We start from the raw sequence: 15,296 nt of genomic DNA, 5'->3' as shown, positions 1-15,296 counted from the left end.
GTTTACCAGCGTGGAATGGTGGTCGTCACATCCGCATTCTGCGCGCGCTGGCGCAGGAAGTGATCCATCAGCACGATCGCCAGCATCGCTTCTGCGATCGGCACCGCGCGGATCCCCACGCACGGATCGTGACGTCCTTTGGTGATCATCTCAACTTCTTCGCCATCGCGGTTAATCGTGTGGCCCGGCACGGTGATGCTGGAAGTTGGCTTCAGCGCGATGTTGGCAACAATCTGTTGCCCGCTGCTGATACCGCCCAGGATGCCGCCCGCATGGTTGCTCTGGAAGCCCGCTTTCGTAATCTCATCGCGGTTTTGGCTGCCGCGAAGCTGAACAACGTCAAAGCCGTCGCCAATCTCAACGCCCTTCACCGCGTTGATGCTCATCAGCGCATGGGCAATGTCGGCGTCGAGACGGTCAAATACCGGCTCGCCCCAGCCAGCCGGGACGCCGTCGGCCACCACGGTCACTTTCGCGCCAATGGAGTCGCCCTCTTTTTTCAGGCCACGCATCAGTTCGTCCAGCGCCTCAAGCTTGTCGGCATCGGCGCAGAAGAACGGGTTTTGTTCAACCTGATCCCAGTCTTTGATCGCCAGCGGAATGTCGCCCATCTGGGTCAGACAGCCGCGGATAACGATGCCAAATTTCTGCTGCAGGTATTTCTTAGCAATCGCCCCTGCCGCCACGCGCATCGCGGTTTCACGCGCGGAAGAACGTCCGCCGCCGCGATAGTCGCGGAAGCCGTACTTTTGTTCGTAGGTGTAGTCGGCGTGGCCCGGACGGAAGACGTCTTTGATGGCGCCGTAGTCCTGGGAGCGCTGATCGGTGTTTTCGATCAGCAGGCCAATGCTGGTCCCGGTAGTGCGCCCTTCAAAGACGCCGGAGAGAATTTTGACCTGGTCCGGCTCGCGACGCTGCGTGGTGTAGCGAGAGGTGCCCGGGCGACGACGGTCGAGGTCGTGCTGTAAATCGGCTTCGGTCAGTTCGATGCCTGGCGGTACGCCATCAACGATACAGCCCAGCGCCAGCCCGTGCGACTCGCCAAAGGTGGTCACGCGGAATAACTGTCCAATACTGTTTCCTGCCATCACGGCTCCGATGTTGTAGTTTGTGTTTGAGCGTTGTGAAACGGGCCGAAGCCCGCTGGATTAATCTTTATAAATGCTGAAGTGTTCGCGCGCGTCGAGCAGCTGCGCTTTAGTCAGCATAAAGACGCCGTCACCGCCGTTGTCGAACTCAAGCCAGGTGAACGGCACATCCGGGTACTGCTCTATCAGATGTACCATGCTGTTGCCCACTTCACAAATCAGAACGCCGTCGTCGGTCAGGTAATCCGGCGCGCAGGCCAGAATGCGGCGGGTCAGCTTCAGGCCATCAGAGCCTGACGCCAGACCCAGCTCCGGCTCGTGACGGTATTCGTTCGGCAGATCGGACATGTCTTCAGCATCGACGTACGGCGGGTTGGTGACGATCAGATCGTACTGCAGCGTCGGCAGATCGCGGAACAGGTCAGAGCGAATTGGCGTAACGTGATGGATGAGCCCATGCTCTTCGATGTTGTGCTCGGTCACGGCCAGCGCGTCGGTGGAGATATCGACGGCGTCCACTTCCGCTTCCGGGAAGGAGTACGCGCAGGCAATCGCGATGCAGCCGCTGCCGGTACACATATCGAGAATGTGCTGCGGCTGATGGCCAATCAGACCGTCAAAGTGGTTGTTGATCAGCTCGCCAATCGGCGAGCGCGGCACCAGCACGCGTTCATCGACATAGAACTCGTGGCCGCAGAACCAGGCTTTGTTGGTCAGATAGGCGACCGGAATGCGCTCGTTCACGCGGCGGATCACGCGCTCAACGATGCGGTGTTTTTCGCTGGAAGTCAGGCGCGCGGTGCGCATGTCTTCCGGAATATCCAGCGGCAGGTAGAGAGACGGCAGCACCAGCTGCACGGCTTCATCCCACGGGTTATCGGTACCGTGACCGTACCAGATATTAGCGGCGCTGAAGCGGCTAACCGACCAGCGCAACATGTCCTGTATGGTATGCAGCTCGTTTACTGCTTCATCGACAAATATTTTATCCACTCTTTCCTCCAGGGCATGCTCGCATAATTTTCGGCGGCTAGTTTGCCATGAAGACGGCGATAAATCAGCAATGACGCGTCTCGCTTGAGGTTAAAAAATGCATTTAGTCGGGTACACTGTCGGAAATACGAGATGAGAATGACGAATGAAAAAGAAAACATCGCTCAGCGAGGAGGATCAGGCGCTCTTCCGTCAGCTGATGACCGGGACGCGTAAAATCACGCAGGACACCATCGTCCATCGCCCGCTGCGTAAAAAAATCAGCGAAGTACCGGTCAAGCGTCTTCTGCAGGAGCAGGCCGATAACAGCCACTATTTTTCAGATGAATTTCAGCCGCTGCTCAACACGCAAGGGGCTGTGAAGTACGTACGCGAAGACGTCAGCCATTTTGAGCTGAAAAAATTACGCCGCGGGGATTATTCGCCGGAGCTGTTTCTCGATCTGCACGGTTTAACGCAGATGCAGGCGAAACAAGAGCTGGGGGCGTTGATCGCCGCCTGTCGCCGTGAACATGTTTTTTGCGCCTGCGTGATGCACGGCCACGGTAAACATATCCTCAAGCAACAGACGCCGCTGTGGCTGGCTCAGCACCCACACGTCATGGCTTTTCATCAGGCACCGAAAGAGTACGGCGGAGATGCCGCGTTGCTGGTGTTGATTGAAGTGGAAGAGTGGCAGCCGCCAGAGTTGCCCTGACAGAATGGCGGGAAGCACATTGCACCCCGCCATATCGCACGTCACGTCAGATAGCTTTTGCCATCTTCAGGTTGCACGGACTCATTTGCCAGTTGAAGACACCTTTGCCCGTTTCGTCGAGAGAAACATTGGCAATGGCGGATGTCGTGAACATCGGCGGGGTTTCGCCCGGGCACAGCTCAGATACCAGATAGCCAACCAGTGGCAGGTGGGAAATGACCAGCGCGGAAGCGACACCTTCATTGCACAGCGCCTGAAGATAAGCGCTGACAAGGCCTACATCGCCACACGGGGTGAGTTCAGGGAGAACATCTACACTGGTCGGCAGGTTCATACACTCCCCTACCACATCCAGCGTCTGTTCTGCACGCAGGAACGGACTCACCAGAACGCGTTCGATGTCCACTTTTTGACCGTTAAGCCAGGTCGCCATCAGACGAGATTCGTCGCAGCCACAGACGGTCAAAGGACGTACTGAGTCACTGGCGGCATCGAGTGCCGCGTCGCCGTGACGCATGATAAAAACTTGCATATTGCACCGCTTTTGTTAACCAGAATCACCGGCGTTAACTACCCGCGATAAATGCTAAGAGGTAGAAAACCCGATGGCCGGGCATTGTGCCTGATCCATTCGGTGAATGAAACGCTGTTTTTTACCTCAATGGCGTAAGTATAGTCAATCTCTGTTTACAAAATCGCCAGAACAGGTCCATTCACTTCAGGATTTACCCTTCTTTGACCTCAGCTTACGAGGACAGTTTCCCTTGCAGGCCAAAATGTCTGGCCGCGTTCCGCCATCTGCAATAATTCGTCACACGGCGTAAACCGTGGACCATATTGCGAAGCCAGACGTTGCAGGATAGCAACCACTTCACCCGCGCCGAGCGTATCCATGTAACGGAACGGGCCGCCAAGGAACGGCGGGAAACCAATGCCAAATACCGCGCCGATGTCACCATCGCGTGCACTCTTAATCACCTGCTCATCAAAGCAGCGCGCCGCTTCATTGAGCATCATCATCACGCAGCGCTCAGCGCACTGAACGGCGGACAGTTTTCCCTGACCTGTGGTCGAAATGAGTCCATATACCGAAGGGTCGACCTGTTTCCTGCTTTTACGCCCTTTCGCGCCGTAAAGATAGAAACCGCGTTCATTTTTTCTGCCTTTGCGATCGTCCTTCAAAATCGCAGAAACAATGTTTGCAGGTGGGCTAAAACGATCGCCATATGCAGCTTCCAGCACTGGTATAATTTTAGTGCCGGTGTCTATTCCCACCTCATCCAAAAGTTGGATTGGGCCAACGGGGAAACCAAACTTTACCAGCGCCTCGTCGACGTGCTCAATCTTCTCCCCTTCCGTCAGCAACCGCATTGCTTCATTAATGTAGGGAGCCAGAATGCGGTTGACGTAGAAGCCAGCTTTGTCCGCTACCACAATCGGGGTTTTGCCCTGTTTTTTCGCCAGCTTCACCACGGTGGCAACAGTTTGCGGACTGGTAGTCGCGTGCGGAATAACTTCCACCAGCGGCATTTTTTCAACCGGGCTAAAGAAGTGCAGCCCAATCACCTGCTCAGGACGCGCGGCTTTCGCCGCGATATCGCCAATCGGCAATGACGACGTATTGGAGGCAAAAATGGTATGCGGGGCGCAATGTTGCTCAACGTCTGCCACCATCTGCTGCTTAAGCGCCAGATCTTCAAACACGGCTTCAATCACCAGATCGCGGTGAGCAAAACCGCTGTAATCCGTCGTACCGGAGATCATCGCCAGGGTTTTGTCGCGCTCGCTTGCCTTGATATGGCGGCGCTTGACCTTTTGATCAAGGTTCTGCCAGCTGTACTGTAGCGCGTGATTGATCCCCTTAGGATTAATGTCTTTGATTCGTACAGGCAATTTGCCTTTGCTGGCGGTAACAAAAGAAATTCCGCCACCCATGAGCCCCCCACCCAGTACGCCAATCGCACGCAGCGGAGCGGGCTGCGCCTCGCTGCCCGGATCTTTTTTCACTTCCGTGCTGGCGAAGAAGATGCTGCGCAGCGCCTGCGACTGCGGCGTCATCGCCAGTTCGCCAAAGGCTTTGGCCTCCGCGGCATAGCCGCTGCTGCTTCCCTGCGACAGCCCGGTCTCGATCACTTCGAGGATCCGCTTTGCCGCCGGGTAATTGCCTTTGGTTTTTTGTTCGGTCTTTTTGCCCACCATGTTGAACAGGAGCGTTCTTCCCAGCGGGCCGGCCAGCACGCGCTCACGTACCGGCAGAGGACGTTTTGCCTGACGCCCTTTCAGCGCAAGCTCAACGGCGGCCTCCAGCAAAATGGACTGCGGCACGACGTCATCGACCAGACCGGCTTTCAGCGCCTGGCGGGCACGCAGCTGTTTACCGGTTAAGATCATCTCCAGCGCCGTGCTTACGCCCACCAGGCGCGGCAGCCGTTGCGTTCCGCCGGAGCCAGGCAGCAGGCCCAGCTGCACTTCCGGCAGACCCAGAATCGTTTTCGCATCGTCGGTGCAAATCCGGCTGTGACAGGCCAGCGCCAGCTCAAGCCCGCCGCCCAGACAGGCACCGTGGATCGCGGCAATGACCGGGATCGGCAGACCGTTGATCTCCGCCATGACCTGCTGGCCCTGACGCGCAAGCTCTTCGGCTTCCAGAGCGCTTTGCGCCCGGGCGATCATGTTGATATCCGCGCCGGCGATAAAGTTATCCGGCTTGGCAGAGATAAAGACCAGACCACGAATCGCTTTGTTGTCGCGGATCTGCTTTAGCATCGCGCGCACCTGAACACCAAATTCGGCCTTCAGGGTATTCATCTTTTCATCAGGCACATCGATCGTGATAACGGCCACGTTATCGAGGCGAACCGTCAGATTAAATGCAGATGGCATATCCATTATTCAGCCTCCAGAACCATTGCTGCGCCAAGGCCACCCGCCGCACAGGCGGTAACGAGGCCAAACCCGCCGCCACGGCGACGGAGTTCATGTAAAGTTTGCGTGATCATCCTCGCCCCTGTGGCGGCAAATGGATGACCGTAGGCGATAGAGCCGCCCAGCACGTTGAATTTACTTTGATCCACTTCGCCTGTGGCATGGGCGCGGCCCAGCACATCGCGCGCGAAACGCTCGCTTGCCAGCAGCTGTACGTTTGCCAGGGTTTGCGCGGCAAACGCTTCGTGCATATCGATCAGGGTTAAATCAGCCAGCGTCAGCCCCGCACGCTCCAGCGCCAGCGGCGTGGACCACGCCGGACCTAACAGCATGTCCTGCCAGACATCAATTGCGGTGAAGGCATAGCTGCGTAGATAGCCCAGGGGAGTGATGCCCAGCTCCTTCGCGCGGGATTCGGTCATCAGGATCACGGCGGCGGCACCATCCGTCAGCGGCGTACTGTTCGCCGCCGTCACCGTGCCGTGTTTGCGGTCAAACGCCGGGCGCAGTTTGGCGTAATCCGCCAGCGTTGAGGTGCCGCGAATATTGTTATCTTCCGCAAGCGGTTCACGGTAGGGGGGAATATAGGCGGTCATGACCTCGTCGGCCAGCTTGCCTTCCGACCAGGCTTTTGCCGCAAGCTGATGTGAACGATGCGCCAGGGCATCCTGCTGTTCACGCGTAATGCCGTACGTTTTTGCCATCTGCTCGGCGGTATCGCCCATGCGCAGGCCGGTGGAGTATTCCGCGACGGCAGGTGGTACAGGCATGAGATCGCGCAGGCGTAAACGCGAGAAGAGTTTGAGTTTCTGACCCGTCGTGCGGGCTTTATTGGCATCCACCAGGATGCGCGCCAGCTTTTTACTGACCCCAATTGGCAGCACCGAAGAGGAGTCCGCTCCACCCGCAATCCCGGCGCGAATAGTGCCCGCCATCAGGCTTTCAGCGACGTTAGCCACAGCCTGAAAGCTGGTTGCGCAGGCGCGGCTGACGCTGTAGGCATCGGTATGCACGTTCATCCCGGTACCGAGGACGATTTCACGCGCAATATTGGGGGCTTCAGGCATCTGCACGACCTGACCGAATACCAGCTGTTCGATGACCTCAGGCGGAATTTCGCTGCGAGCCAGCATCTCCCCCACTACCATTTTCCCCAGGTCGACGGCCGGTATGCCATGAAACGCCGTTGCCTGACGCGCAAATGGCGTGCGCAATCCACTGACTATGGCAATGCGATCGCCCTGACGGGTAATAAGCGGTAATGCCTGACTCATAACACTCCCCTGTAAAAAATTTTCGCAAACATAAAGTGGTCTGACCTGATAATAGTCTTAACCATTTTTTTACATTCAGCCAATCGGGGAAACGAAAAAGTGCGAGCTAAAACACAGAGAAGAAAAAGAAAATGCCCCTGCATGGCAGAGGCATTTGTGCGGTTTGTTGCCGGGTGCGCAAGGAAAAAGCAAAACGGTAACCCACAGGTTACCGTTTTTAGTGTTTGCACCCTCTCCCGTGGGAGAGGGCTGGGGGTGAGGGCATCAGGCCGCAGAGATTAACGCAGGCCCAGCTGGAAAATCAGCGTTTCTGCTTCGCAGGCGAAGATAAAGTCGATGTCCAGCTTCACGCCGCCTTCCACTTCGGTAAAGGTAGACTTGATTTCACACGGATCGGATTCAACGTCACGCGCACGCTTGCTCAGCGCAGTCAGGGTCTCTTCCGCTTCGGCACGGTTGGTGAATACACGGCTGTAAGAGGCGGTGCAATCGGTGTTGTCCATGATGGTCCCAACATCCATACAGCAGCAAACCGGGGTTTCATCAGCACTGCATTTACTCATAGCTCAATTTCCTCTGTATTCGCGCAGCGCGCGAGATAGACACGATGCTGATATTTTACGCCCCGGCGCGGGCGCTCTCCAGCCGTTAATGGCGCAAAATCGGAGAAGTGACCAATATCACACTAAAAAATGATCTAAAACAAAAACCACCCTTTTGGGTGAGTCGTGATGGTCACAATTTTGCCAACCAGATCTCGTTTCACGAAACATGTTTGAAAATATTAATAAACAAACTTGCAACATTCCGGCTGGTCAGACCTATACTCTGGCCACTGGTCTGATTTGTCTGTCATACCTCAGACCCTACACTTCGCGCTCCTGTTACGGTATGTAACAATTATTGAATAAAAATAACTCAATGAGGTTATGGTCATGAGCCAGAAAACCCTGTTCAACAAGACTGCGCTGGCAGTCGCAGTGGCACTCGTCTCCACTTCCGCCTGGTCAGCGGGCTTTCAGTTAAACGAATTTTCTTCCTCTGGCCTTGGCCGTGCGTATTCCGGGGAAGGCGCTATCGCTGATGATGCGGGTAACGCGAGTCGTAACCCCGCGTTGATCATGATGTTCGATCGTCCGACTTTTTCTGCCGGTGCGGTTTATATCGATCCTGATGTCAACGTTTCTGGTAAGTCGCCTTACACGGGTGCGAGCCTTAAAGCAGACAATATTGCCCCAACAGCATGGATCCCAAACCTGCACTTCGTTGCACCTATCAACGAACAGTTTGGCTGGGGTGCATCGGTAACGTCTAACTACGGCCTGGCTACCGAGTTCAATAACAACTACCCGGCTGGTGAATACGGCGGTAAAACAGACCTTACTACGCTGAACCTCAACCTGAGCGGTGCGTATCGCCTGAACGATAACTGGAGTTTTGGCCTGGGCTTTGATGCCGTCTACGCCGATGCGAAGATCGAACGTTATTCCGGGGAACAGACCGCTCGCCTGCCTAAAAACAGCAATAAAATTGCCAGTCTTGAAGGTGATGAGTGGGGCTATGGCTGGAACGCCGGTATCCTGTACGAGCTGGATAAAAACAACCGTTGGGGCCTGACCTATCGTTCCGAAGTGAAAATTGACTTCGACGGCGATTACAAGAGCGGTATCCTGACGCCTGTGAACAATCTGGTTCCAGGTGCGGGCACCACCATTCCTTGGGGAACGTCCAACCAGACCGTTCCAGGTTCACTGTCACTGCATTTGCCAGAAATGTGGGAAGTCTCCGGTTACAACCGCGTTGCGCCACAGTGGGCTATTCACTATAGCCTGGCCTATACCAGCTGGAGTCAGTTCCAGGAGCTGAAAGCGACCGGTACCAATGGTCAAACGCTGTTCTATAAGGACGAAAGCTTCCACGACGCCTATCGTATAGCGTTGGGTACCACCTACTACTACGATAAGAACTGGACTTTCCGCTCCGGTATCGCATTTGACGACAGCCCGGTTCCGGCAGATAAACGTTCCATTTCCATTCCGGATCAGGACCGCTTCTGGTTAAGTGCTGGCGCGACCTATGCGTTGAACGAGAATGCATCCATCGATGCGGGCGTATCTTATATGCACGGTCAGAAAGTGACGTTCAAGGAAGGTCCGTACGAGTTTACCTCTGAAGGTAAAGCCTGGCTGTTCGGTACGAACTTCAACTACGCGTTCTAATCGCGCTGGAATCAAAAAAGGTGAGCATTGCTCACCTTTTTTATTTACTCCGAATCGATATCTTTTAGTTCGTTTTCGATCGCCTTCGCGTTTGGATTCTCTTCCGGCTTCAGCTTGCCGCCGTTGGCAATAAAGTCATGATTCTGGAAGTACGCTTCACGCACCATAATGTACGGGTCAGAAGACTGGCGCAGCAGACCATCGGAGTCGAGCAGTTGCGCGCGGGTTTCAATCCCTTCCACCGTCCATTTACCCACCGACAGCGGCCAGGTCAGCCACGACAGAACCGGATACAGCGTATCCACCATATCGCCGCCATCATCACGGAGGGTGAAACTACCGTAGAACGGTAAATGCACGTACGGACCATACCCGACGCCATAGTGTCCCATCGTGCTGCCGAAACGGTGCGGTTGTTCACGCTGCAGTTTCTGGTTAGCCATACCTGCAACATCAATAAAGCCACCCATCCCCAGAATGGAGTTCAGGAAGAAGCGGGTAAAGTGGACCATCCCCTGATACGGGTCGCCCTGCAGGAAGTAGTTCACCATTACCGCAGGCTCTTCGAGGTTGCTGGTAAAGTTACTTAACCCGTTACGCGCAGGTTGTGGAACATAATCGCGCCATGCTACTGCCACCGGACGAACCACATACGGGTCCAGTACGTTGTAGTTGAAGCTATACATTGAGCGGTTAAATCCTTCGAGAGGATCGGAGCGTCCCGTTTGCTCACCGGAGCTGGCGCAGCCCACAAGCATCGTCGCGCCAAGCGCAAGCGCCGACAGCCGAAGTTTCATAAATATCTCCCTGTTCAGTATGGCTATCGTTGATTGCCATCCGTAACGGAGCCGTTGACGCTCCGTCTGTAAACGTGCAAGCGATTGTAACAGCACGTTTACCGATGTCTATGAGCACAATTACGGGCAGTAACCACCGTGACTCTGATCTCAGCATAGCCTGGCTTTTGGAATTCGTTTCGCTGGCAATTTTATAATGACTTTGAAAGAGATGTATCACCTTTGTTGTCATTGCCGCCAATTTAAGAGCATCCCCACAGGCATCCCGATAAAAGCCGCTACGCTTAACAGAAAGATCAACCTCCGGGAGCAGATATGAAAGATGTAGGCGAAGAAAAAATTGGCGAGAGCACTGAGGAGCTTGAAATTGAAAGCGAGGAGAAAGCGCGCGGCGAGAAGATAGAAATTGATGAAGATCGCCTCCCCTCCCGCGCAATGGCCATCCACGAGCATATACGCCAGGATGGTGAAAAAGAGATGGAGCGCGACGCGATGGCCCTCTTCTGGTCAGCCATTGCTGCCGGACTCTCAATGGGCGCATCTCTGCTTGCGAAAGGGATATTTCATGTGCAGCTGGAAGGCGTACCCGGTGGATTTTTACTGGAAAACCTCGGCTATACCTTCGGCTTTATTATTGTCATCATGGCCCGCCAGCAGCTGTTTACCGAGAACACGGTGACCGCCGTTCTGCCGGTGATGCAAAACCCCACACTCGGTAATTTCGGTTTATTGATGCGGCTCTGGAGCGTGGTTCTGCTGGGTAATATCATCGGCACGGGCATCGCGGCATGGGCGTTTGAATATATGCCGATCTTTGATGAACCCACCCGGGATGCGTTTGTGAAAATCGGCATGGACGTAATGAAAAACACGCCGGTCGAGATGTTCTCAAACGCCATCATCTCAGGCTGGATTATCGCCACAATGGTCTGGATGTTTCCTTCAGCGGGAAGCGCCAAAATTGTGGTGATCATATTGATGACCTGGCTGATTGCGCTGGCGGACACCACGCATATTGTGGTCGGTACCGTTGAAATCCTCTATCTGGTCTTTAACGGTACGCTTCACTGGAGCGATTTCTTCTGGCCGTTTGCCCTTCCGACGCTGGCAGGAAACATTTGCGGCGGAACGTTTATCTTCGCGCTTTTAAGCCATGCCCAAATTCGTAACGACATGTCGAACAAACGCAAAGCTGAGCTTAAGGCACGGGAAAATGATGATAAATCGACAAAAAAATCGACCTGAATGGTGACTCTTTGAGCAGTCAGGCGGCGATGCGCTTAACGCAAAGTGTAAATAAGGCTATACTCGTGCCGCCTCGTCCCCTTAGTTAAATGGATATAACGAGCCCCTCCTAAGGGCTAGTTGCAGGTTCGATTCCTGCAGGGGACACTTTACCCTCCCGCTTTTTCCAGCACATTCGTCTGTCTACCGCCAGAATTCACTGAGCAGAAGAATCCTGTTTTATTTGAGCGTAACGCGTTGCCAGCTGTTTAAGACGCAACTCCAGTTGAGTCTTTTCTGCTTCAGGAAGCGCATCTCCTGCTGGATGCTGTGACAGGCGCCTGAGTTGTTCTTCAGCCGGTATCGTCTGGTTAAATGACTGTATAGTCGAAAAAACTACCGATTTAAGCTCGCTTACCGTGATGTATTTTCCTTTTTGCTCGTCCAGACTACTCAGCCGATGACTCAGTTGCTGAAGCGTCATCATTCCCTGATACCAGCTGTTCATTGCGTCGACAGGTAACGCTGCCGCGTTAAATTTTTGCTGCCACTGCATTGTGAGCGGTTTCGCCTCCTCCGGCCATAATGTCTGGAGCTGCTTTAACAGCTGAAGGCTGTAGGAAAGATTCCAGTCAGGAGGCAGTTTATCCAGGCGGGCAAGCTGCTGCTGCGTGTCTGTGATAAACGTGGACGGTAAAGTACCTCGCAGTGTTAACGCGTCTTGCTGCACAGGCGTGAGCACTTCAGGTAACGGAGCCAGAGAGGCAAAAGCCTGAGTCGCCAGGGGGTCGGGTCTGGACAAAGAAGCCCATCCCCACGCCACAGCGAAGCACACCACCAGTGTGGAACACATCCCGGTAATAAAGGGCTTCCACTGTCTGACAGGCACGGGGGCTGTCGTACGATCCTCCCCATTCGGCTGATTTTCCTGATGCACAACATATACCCATTTCACTTCTTCGATCGGTTCGGCTTTCTCCAGAGTCGATTCGCTATCGGGCTTCATGTTCACATTCAAATCGGACGTGTCATTACTGCTTTCCAGCCGTTCAGCACTTGAACGTATCAACGTTCGTAACGTATCGAACTGGCTAAGGTGTTTAAGCTCAAGGCGCTGGAGCACCGCGCTCAGGCTGGTAAGTAACGCTTCAGCACGATAAAGCTCACTAAGATGGCTGCTGTTGAATGGCAGCATACGCATGCGCTGCTGCAGGCGCTGGCTAAGGCCGCTAAGGATTTCCATACGAGCGTGTTGCGTCTTCGGCCATAAGATGTCCCACTGGTGGCTAATCAGGGCCTCCAGAATCGCCAGCCCTTCATTCAGGCCAGCTGCCCGCTCATAGCGGCCAAGATTGATGGTTATGGTTTTTGAGTGCGTGACGGTGTTCGCTGCATTCAGCGGCCGCATCACGGCGGTGCGGCCCAGCTGCCCGGCTCCGGCATCGGGCTTAATGTTCATCGTCACGTCCGGCAGCAGGCTACGGTCGACGGATAGCTGCAGACGGACATCCAGGCGAGTCCCAAGATACACATACAGCAGCGTCATCAGGTCCGAGTGAAGCTCCCCGCCCGGTATCTGAGCAGCCACCTGCTCTGGCGTGAAATCTTTCATGCTCTGGAAAGTCAGCTGAACATTTTCCTCACCACCATCATCAGAGAGCGTATTTTTAACGGTTAGATTAAGTTTTGGGGAGTATTCAGAAAGAACACTGTCGAAATTATTTTTCGTGATGTTAACTTTCTCACGCTCAGATATTTGATCAGACTCTTGCCCATTACTGAAATCACCCGCAACCAGTAATTTCAGCGGTAATTCCATTTTCTTGCTTGCCCCGCCTGTATGCAGGTCAAGCTTCAGGTTAATACGTGCCTTAGGCACCTCATTCTGAAAACTGTCAGCCATCTCATCATCCCTCTTTGTTTTTGCTACGCCAACTTCACGGTATCGTTCTTGATGCGCAATATTAGAATAATAATCGATGCAAAATCAAATACACAGATCATTTATCCGCAATGAGAAATTTATTAAGAATTTTCCACTAAGATATTATTACGGATTATCCATTCAGCTCAGGGAAAGACACTGCTTTTTTCACGCAAAGCGAATATTTGCACCTTAAAAAGGATCGCAGCCAGAGAGATGCTAATAAAACCATCTTGTTTTGATTTGCATCACAACATGATATTAAAAAAAGATGAAGGAACGGCAACAGGTTATTGGAAGCAGATAAATGACAGAGGTTAATGAATGAAGAAGAGTGAAGAATTGATTGATGACATGAATAATAAATAAGAATTTTCACAAAGAAAATTCTTATTTATTATTCGAAGGAAAATAAAATGTAGATGCGGGTCCGAAAATAAACACTGCTGCTCTTTTGTCGGCCCACTCCTCCTTGCGCAAAGACTTCAGTTCTCCTCTCAGGCATGAGAACTGCTCTCCCTTCTGGAGTTTATACAGTGTAAAATCAAACACCTCCCGGATCGCCGCTTTTTTAATCAAAAACGAGTAATAGCACATATCGTATAACGGTGCTACATTACGCCGCCCGCCCAAATCAGCAGTGGCCAGGCAACGCCGCCGTAAAGTTCGGTAAAGCCTGCAACCATCACCTTGAAGAACGGTCTTATCGGCACGTCGTATCGCAAACTCTGCGCTACCTTTACAGGCTTCACATAGGTTCTACTATTTTGTCTCAATCCAAATTTCAACGTGCGTTTTTACACCCGCGTTACTGGTTTACATGGTTTGGCCTTGGCGTACTCTGGTTGCTGGTTCAACTTCCGTACCCTGTCCTGCGCTTGCTGGGGTCAAAACTGGGCAGCGCTTCCCGCGTTTTCCTGAAACGTCGCGAATCCATCGCGCGTAAAAATATTGAGCTTTGTTTTCCGCAGTACAATGCAGAGGAGCGTGAGAAACTCATCGCTGAAAACTTCAAGTCTATCGGCATGGCGCTGCTTGAAACCGGCATGGCATGGTTCTGGCCAGATGAACGTGTCCGCAAATGGTTTGACGTGGAAGGCCTGGATAACCTTAAACGCGCGCAGATGCAAAAACGCGGCGTGATGGTCGTCGGCGTTCACTTTATGTCGCTGGAGCTGGGCGGCCGCGTGATGGGGCTTTGCCAGCCAATGATGGCAACCTACAGACCGCACAACAGTGCGCTTATGGAATGGGTGCAGACGCGAGGCCGTATGCGTTCCAATAAGGCGATGATCAGCCGTAATAACCTGCGCGGTATGGTCGGTGCTCTCAAGAAAGGAGAAGCCGTCTGGTTTGCACCCGATCAGGATTATGGACGTAAAGGCAGCAGCTTTGCGCCTTTCTTTGCGGTGAAAGACGTTGCGACGACTAACGGCACCTTTGTCATTTCGCGTCTGTCTGGTGCCTCCATGCTGACCGTGACGATGGTGAGAAAAGCAGATAAGTCAGGCTACCGCCTGCACATCTCCCCTGAAATGGCTAACTATCCGGAAAACGAGTGCGAAGCGGCAGCGTTTATCAATAAAGTCATCGAAACTGAAATCATGCGCGCGCCAGAGCAGTATCTGTGGATGCATCGTCGTTTCAAAACCCGCCCTCTTGGCGAAGCCTCGCTCTATATTTAGCCCTTCATGAAGGTTAGTTTCGCTAAGAAACTAACCTTTTCAATCACCTGTCTTCCCGCTGAGTAACTGTCTTTTAATGCGTCGCCCAAAGTGAATTTATTGCGAAGTGAAATCAAACTGTCGCCGTTCCACGACACTCGTAAGTGACGGAAATTATTTAAAAAAATCCCTCTTGTCACCCCTCATTTTTAAGCGTACATTAGCGCCGTCTGGCAACAGGAAAGCACAGAATTCTGAGCTGGAGTTAACGGCATAACGGGAAAATTCTCATTTCCGTTTTGACCGGATTTCAGTTCTCTATAATCAGGTGGACTCTGTTTTTAAATGCGTACCACAAGATACGCGGAGCGATGAAACGTGAAATATTTCTTTATGGGCATTTCGGTGATTGTTTTAGTCTGGGCCGGAACCTTTGCCCTGATGATCTAGTGAAGAACATGCAGTCAAAAAAACAGGAGCCAACGGCTCCT

At 53.3% G+C, this 15,296-nt stretch carries 14 protein-coding genes and 1 tRNA gene; 6 read left to right on the top strand and 9 right to left on the bottom strand.

From position 1 onward, the window contains the following. Positions 1-2: 2 nt before the first annotated feature. Both aroC and prmB read right to left on the bottom strand, forming a co-directional pair. Entirely contained in the window at positions 3-1,088 is a 1,086-nt protein-coding gene (gene aroC, locus AC27FC_RS00135) for a chorismate synthase (protein WP_029742149.1), read from the bottom strand. A gap of 60 nt (positions 1,089-1,148) precedes the next feature. Next, positions 1,149-2,081, bottom strand: coding sequence for a 50S ribosomal protein L3 N(5)-glutamine methyltransferase (prmB, locus tag AC27FC_RS00130; protein ID WP_487159825.1), 933 nt, complete (start codon positions 2,079-2,081; stop codon positions 1,149-1,151). Between the two features lie 145 nt (positions 2,082-2,226). Here prmB and smrB point away from each other — a divergent pair, with 145 nt between their 5' ends. After that, positions 2,227-2,778 carry an endonuclease SmrB gene (smrB, locus tag AC27FC_RS00125; protein ID WP_033146105.1) on the top strand — a complete coding sequence of 184 codons (552 nt, stop codon included), beginning with the start codon at positions 2,227-2,229 and terminating at the stop codon, positions 2,776-2,778. Between the two features lie 46 nt (positions 2,779-2,824). On the opposite strand, the gene sixA is transcribed toward smrB, so the two are convergent. The 4 genes from sixA to AC27FC_RS00105 form a co-directional block, all read right to left on the bottom strand. Then, positions 2,825-3,310 carry a phosphohistidine phosphatase SixA gene (gene sixA, locus AC27FC_RS00120; protein ID WP_032659231.1) on the bottom strand — a complete coding sequence of 162 codons (486 nt, stop codon included), beginning with the start codon at positions 3,308-3,310 and terminating at the stop codon, positions 2,825-2,827. Between the two features lie 209 nt (positions 3,311-3,519). Continuing rightward, positions 3,520-5,667: a fatty acid oxidation complex subunit alpha FadJ gene (fadJ, locus tag AC27FC_RS00115; RefSeq protein ID WP_094934252.1), complete on the bottom strand. Its 2,148-nt coding sequence runs from the start codon at positions 5,665-5,667 to the stop codon at positions 3,520-3,522. Next, positions 5,667-6,977, bottom strand: a complete 1,311-nt coding sequence (fadI, locus tag AC27FC_RS00110) for an acetyl-CoA C-acyltransferase FadI (protein WP_087823068.1) — start codon at positions 6,975-6,977, stop codon at positions 5,667-5,669. The genes fadJ and fadI overlap by 1 nt, the downstream gene beginning before the upstream one ends. Before the next feature lie 278 nt (positions 6,978-7,255). Further along, positions 7,256-7,540, bottom strand: a complete 285-nt coding sequence (locus AC27FC_RS00105; protein WP_045888684.1) for a YfcZ/YiiS family protein — start codon at positions 7,538-7,540, stop codon at positions 7,256-7,258. Between the two features lie 372 nt (positions 7,541-7,912). Here AC27FC_RS00105 and fadL point away from each other — a divergent pair, with 372 nt between their 5' ends. Further along, positions 7,913-9,196 carry a long-chain fatty acid transporter FadL gene (fadL, locus tag AC27FC_RS00100; RefSeq protein WP_064672903.1) on the top strand — a complete coding sequence of 428 codons (1,284 nt, stop codon included), beginning with the start codon at positions 7,913-7,915 and terminating at the stop codon, positions 9,194-9,196. Positions 9,197-9,240: 44 nt separating this feature from the next. Here fadL and mlaA read toward each other — a convergent pair whose 3' ends face one another. Beyond that, positions 9,241-9,993: a phospholipid-binding lipoprotein MlaA gene (gene mlaA / locus AC27FC_RS00095; RefSeq protein ID WP_023312585.1), complete on the bottom strand. Its 753-nt coding sequence runs from the start codon at positions 9,991-9,993 to the stop codon at positions 9,241-9,243. Between the two features lie 315 nt (positions 9,994-10,308). Between mlaA and AC27FC_RS00090 the strand changes: the two genes are divergently transcribed. Both AC27FC_RS00090 and AC27FC_RS00085 read left to right on the top strand, forming a co-directional pair. Continuing rightward, positions 10,309-11,238 carry a formate/nitrite transporter family protein gene (locus AC27FC_RS00090; protein WP_029740160.1) on the top strand — a complete coding sequence of 310 codons (930 nt, stop codon included), beginning with the start codon at positions 10,309-10,311 and terminating at the stop codon, positions 11,236-11,238. A 75-nt stretch (positions 11,239-11,313) separates the two neighbouring features. Next, a tRNA-Arg gene (locus tag AC27FC_RS00085) sits at positions 11,314-11,385 on the top strand. A gap of 49 nt (positions 11,386-11,434) precedes the next feature. On the opposite strand, the gene tssB is transcribed toward AC27FC_RS00085, so the two are convergent. Together tssB and AC27FC_RS00075 are read right to left on the bottom strand one after the other, a co-directional pair. Then, positions 11,435-13,120 (bottom strand): type VI secretion system contractile sheath small subunit, encoded by a 1,686-nt coding sequence (tssB, locus tag AC27FC_RS00080; protein ID WP_487159824.1) that lies wholly within the window; start codon positions 13,118-13,120, stop codon positions 11,435-11,437. A 632-nt stretch (positions 13,121-13,752) separates the two neighbouring features. Next, positions 13,753-13,893, bottom strand: a complete 141-nt coding sequence (locus tag AC27FC_RS00075) for a hypothetical protein (RefSeq protein ID WP_162531704.1) — start codon at positions 13,891-13,893, stop codon at positions 13,753-13,755. A 12-nt stretch (positions 13,894-13,905) separates the two neighbouring features. Here AC27FC_RS00075 and lpxP point away from each other — a divergent pair, with 12 nt between their 5' ends. Next, complete coding sequence (lpxP, locus tag AC27FC_RS00070) at positions 13,906-14,826, top strand: kdo(2)-lipid IV(A) palmitoleoyltransferase (RefSeq protein WP_024907634.1); 921 nt, start codon at positions 13,906-13,908, stop codon at positions 14,824-14,826. Between the two features lie 357 nt (positions 14,827-15,183). Further along, positions 15,184-15,255 carry a membrane protein YpdK gene (gene ypdK / locus AC27FC_RS00065; protein ID WP_099458937.1) on the top strand — a complete coding sequence of 24 codons (72 nt, stop codon included), beginning with the start codon at positions 15,184-15,186 and terminating at the stop codon, positions 15,253-15,255. The last annotated feature ends 41 nt before the right edge of the window (positions 15,256-15,296 follow it).

The organism is Enterobacter sp. C3_dUdeg, assembly GCF_057536195.1.
The sequence above is the reverse complement of the archived record's forward strand: the minus strand, read 5'-3'. Positions and strand labels throughout refer to the sequence as shown.